The organism is Pontibacter sp. HJ8 (assembly GCF_054824225.1).
This window is the reverse complement of record NZ_JSYF01000567.1, coordinates 1-4,663: the sequence shown is the minus strand read 5'-3', so window position 1 is coordinate 4,663 and position 4,663 is coordinate 1. Positions and strand designations below refer to the sequence as shown.

Below are 4,663 nucleotides of genomic sequence, written 5' to 3'. Positions count from 1 at the left end.
TGAGAAGAAGTATGTAGCAGATGCCATTGATTCGACTTTTGTGTCTTCGGTAGGTGCTTACGTGAACCGCTTCGAGGAGATGATGCAGGATATTACAGGAGCTAAATATGCCATTGCTACTGTCAATGGCACTGCAGCCCTGCATATGGCACTTATCGTCGCCGGAGTAAAACAGGGGGATGAAGTGCTTTCACAGGATCTTACCTTCATTGCTACTGCCAATGCCATCAGTTACATTGGAGCAAAACCTGTTTTTCTAGATATTGATAGAAAAACCCTTGGATTAAGTGCTGAGAAACTGGAAGCGTTTTTACTGGAGTTTGGGCAAAAAGCAGATGGTGCTACTTTTAACAGCAAAACTGGTAACCGAATTGCTGCTTGTGTGCCGATGCATAGCTTTGGCTTTCCTTGTGAAATAGATCGCATTGCTGCCATTTGCCAGGAGTGGAATATCCCTTTGGTGGAGGATGCTGCAGAATCTTTAGGAAGCTACTATAAAGGGAAGCATACAGGTAATTTTGGACTATTAGGCACTTTCAGCTTTAATGGAAATAAGACAGTTACCTGTGGTGGGGGAGGAGCAATCGTGACAAATGATGAACGTATTGCAAAGCTAGCTAAGCACCTCACTACTCAGGCTAAGACACCACATGCCTGGGAGTTTAACCACGATTATATCGGGTATAATTACCGCATGCCAAACCTTAATGCGGCTTTAGCCTGTGCACAGTTGGAGCAGTTAAATGCTTTTGTGGAAAATAAGCGTGAACTGGCTGAAAATTACAAAAAATTCTTTGATGGGATAGAAGAAATAGAGTTTGTATCAGAGGGAAAGGACGCGAAAGCAAATTACTGGCTGAACACGCTTCTGCTAGAAAGTAAAGAAGAACGCGATACCTTTTTAGCAGAAGTTAATAGCAGTGGCGTGATGACACGACCTGCATGGACTTTGATGCATAAGCTGCCAATGTTTCAGGACTGCATACAGGATGAATTAACAATAAGTAAGTGGGTTGAGGGCAGGCTCGTAAATATACCAAGTAGCGTTAGAATAAAATGAGGCAATTTGCTTTATTGGGATACTCTGGCCATGCCTATGTCGTTGCAGATGCTATCAAAATGAGGGGAGATAATATAGTTGGATACTATGATAGAGAAAAAGCTATAGTTGACCCCTATAATTTGGATTACCTCGGCGATGAAGGAGATGAACAGTCTTTATCTAAAATTACAAATTTAGGAGCAATCTTTTTTGTAGGTATAGGAGATAATTCAATTAGGGGAAAGCTGATAAAATATCTTTGTGAAAAAGGATTTGATACTGCTTCCGTAATTCATCCTAATTCCATAGTTTCTGGTATGACAACCATTGGAACAGGAAGTCTTATTGCTGCCGGCGCAATTATCAATCCATTGGCAAAAGTAGGAGTAGGCGTCATCATTAATACAGGAGCAATTATTGAGCATGAATGTCACATTGGAGATTTTGTACATATTGCACCGGGTGCTGTGCTTGCAGGAAATGTTCATGTTGGTGAAGGAAGCTTTATAGGAGCAAAAGCAGTTGTGAAGCAGGGAGTAAGAATTGGCAAAAATACTACAGTGGGTGCAGGTGCAGTTGTATTAAAGGATGTGCCCGATAACTTGGTATGGGCAGGAAACCCTGCCATAGATTTAAAAAAATGAATAAAACTATCATTATAGCAGAAGCAGGAGTCAATCATAACGGAGACCTAATTTTAGCAAAACAACTTATAGATGTTGCAGCTGATGCTGGTGTTGATTATGTGAAGTTCCAGACTTTTAAAGCTGACAAACTAGTCAGCAAATCAGCTAAGCAGGCAGAGTACCAAAAAAAGAATTTGGGCAATAATGCAGAGGACTCTCAATACAACATGTTGAAGAAGCTGGAGCTTTCAGAAGACATGCATGAGGAACTGTTAGATTATGCAAATCAAAAAGGAGTTAAATTTTTATCAACAGGTTTTGATGAAGAAAGTGTAGACTTTCTTGAAAACCTTGGTATAGATCTTTTTAAGATTCCTTCGGGAGAATTAACAAATTATCTATACCTTAAACACATCGCTCCCAAAGGAAAGCCTATCGTAATCTCAACCGGGATGGCATCCTTAGGTGAAATTGAAGGTGCATTGAATGTGTTAAAAGAAGGAGGAGCAAAGTTAGAAGATATTACAGTTCTGCACTGTAATACTGATTATCCTACAAAGTATGAAGATGTAAATTTAAAGGCCATGCTAACTATACAGCAGGCATTTAAAATTAATATAGGGTACTCGGACCACACCTTAGGCATAGAAGTACCTGTTGCTGCTGTTGCACTTGGAGCGAAAGTCATCGAAAAGCACTTCACTCTTGATCGGAATATGCCAGGTCCGGATCATAAAGCTTCTTTGGAACCAGCTGAATTAATTGCAATGGTCTCTGCTATCAGGAATATTGAAAATGCGTTGAGTGGTGATGGCCGGAAAGAACCTACTGAGTCAGAATTACTCAATAAAAGTGTTGCCCGTAAAAGTATCCATCTGAAAGAATCAATTTCAACTGGAGAGCCGATTGAAGCGTCAAAATTAGAAATGAAAAGACCCGGTGACGGTATAACTCCGATGGATTTGCCCAAAGTGATTGGGCGTAAATTGAATTCTGACCTGGATGCCGGAGTTAAGCTAGAATGGAAACATCTTCAGTAATGCGTATAGGGGTTCTCACTAGTTCCCGTGCTGACTATGGTATATATAAGCCACTACTGAAGGCATTGCAGGAAGATCCTGAATTTGAATTAGGTATTATTGCCTTTGGTACCCACTTATCTCCTTTTCATGGATACACAGTAGATAATATTGTTGCAGATGGATATAAAGTAGATTATAAGGTAAATTCTTTGCTCATCAACGATGACAAGAACGCTATATCTACTGCGTGTGCTCTGACCTCTTTAAAATTTGCTGATTTCTGGGAACAGCATGCAAACGAATTTGCTTGTGTTTTCTGTTTGGGTGACAGATTCGAAATGTTTGGTGCAGTTGCAGCAGGTATACCTTATCAGATAAACTTCGCTCACTTGCATGGTGGAGAAACTACCTTGGGAGCTATTGACAATGTATACCGCCATGCTATAACGCTTGCTTCATCTTTACACTTTGTATCTCAGGATGCATTTGCCTCAAGAGTTGCAGATATAACCGGTAACCTTGGTAACATTTATGTGACAGGTGCATTAAGTCTTGATAATTTAAGCAATATTCAGATGCTTAATAAAGAGGAGTTTAATGATAAGTGGAACATAAATTTAGATATTCCCACTGTTTTAGTAACTGTACATCCAGAAACAGTCGCACCTGAGTTAAATAGTAGACATCTAACAGAGATTTTAGAAGCTTTACGCTTTGTAGCAAGAGAGTATCAGGTGGTAATAACAATGCCGAACGCTGATACGAATGGCAATATTTTTCGTGAAGGGTTTAACGCTCTTAAAACTGAGTTAGGTGACAAATTATATTTAATTGAAAACTTTGGTACACAGAGTTATTTTACATGCATGCTCTATTCAAAGTTCCTAATAGGAAATACCTCAAGTGGAATTATTGAAGCGGCTTCTTTTAAAAAGTTTGTAATAAACATAGGAGACAGACAAAAAGGAAGAGCAGCAGGTGAGAATGTTTTGCATGTACCATTTGACTCAAAAAAAATAATAGGCGCATTAAAGCAAGTAAAAGGGCTTGGGGAGTATGATGGGGGAAATCCTTATTTTAAGGATGGGGCTGCTCAAAATATAATAACTATTCTAAAAAAACAAAACCGTGATAAGCTTTAGAAGACATCTTATTAAAAACAATTCTCCAATCAAAACCGCATTAGCTCAGCTTAATGAACTTGCAGCAGATGCAATTCTTTTTGTTGTGGATGAGGAAGAGAAATTGTTGGGATCTTTAACAGATGGCGACGTGAGAAGGGGTTTCTTAAAGGGGCTTACATTGGATGATTTAGTTGATGTATTCATACAGCCAAATCCTAAGTTTCTCCAAAGAGGTTCTTATACAATTGATGAGGTTATAAGCTACAGAAAAAACAACTTCAAAATAATTCCGGTCCTTTGTAAAGAAGGGAAAATTGTAAACATCATAAATTTCAGGTTTCTTAAATCATATTTACCTGTTGATGCTGTGTTGATGGCTGGAGGAAGGGGAGAGCGCTTAAAGCCTCTCACAGATGATACACCGAAGCCTCTTCTCAAAGTAGGTGACAAACCTATAATAGAGCATAATATTGATCGTTTGATCAGTTATGGTATTGATGATGTATGGATTTCAGTGAGGTATTTAGGCGAGCAGCTTGAAGCATATTTTGAGGACGGAACTTCCAAGTTTATTAATGTTAAGTATGTTTGGGAAGATGAACCCCTTGGCACACTTGGTGCAGTGAGTAAGATTCATGATTTTCAACATGACTATATCTTGGTCTCAAATTCCGACCTGTTGACAAATCTGGATTATGAGGATTTTTTCCTTCATTTTCAAAAAAATGATGCTGCTCTATCAGTAGTTACTATCCCTTATAGTGTTAATGTGCCTTACGCTGTCTTAGAAACTAAGGATAACAATATTGTAAGTTTCAAAGAAAAGCCGACCTATACCTATTATTCTAA

General features: G+C 38.8%; 5 protein-coding genes. All 5 read left to right on the top strand.

The window, feature by feature from the left end; all coding sequences use genetic code 11:
- On the top strand, positions 1 to 1,060 hold a 1,060-nt coding region (locus tag OB13_RS19445), incomplete at its 5' end, for a LegC family aminotransferase (RefSeq protein ID WP_461491848.1).
- Complete coding sequence (locus tag OB13_RS19440; RefSeq protein WP_461491847.1) at positions 1,057 to 1,686, top strand: acetyltransferase; 630 nt, start codon at positions 1,057 to 1,059, stop codon at positions 1,684 to 1,686. The genes OB13_RS19445 and OB13_RS19440, both read left to right, overlap by 4 nt.
- Positions 1,683 to 2,708, top strand: coding sequence for an N-acetylneuraminate synthase (gene neuB / locus OB13_RS19435; protein ID WP_461491846.1), 1,026 nt, complete (start codon positions 1,683 to 1,685; stop codon positions 2,706 to 2,708). The genes OB13_RS19440 and neuB overlap by 4 nt, the downstream gene beginning before the upstream one ends.
- Entirely contained in the window at positions 2,690 to 3,832 is a 1,143-nt protein-coding gene (gene neuC, locus OB13_RS19430) for a UDP-N-acetylglucosamine 2-epimerase (RefSeq protein WP_461491845.1), read from the top strand. The genes neuB and neuC overlap by 19 nt, the downstream gene beginning before the upstream one ends.
- Positions 3,819 to 4,663, top strand: an 845-nt coding sequence (locus OB13_RS19425) for a sugar phosphate nucleotidyltransferase (RefSeq protein ID WP_461491844.1), incomplete at its 3' end; no start/stop codon positions are given. The genes neuC and OB13_RS19425, both read left to right, overlap by 14 nt.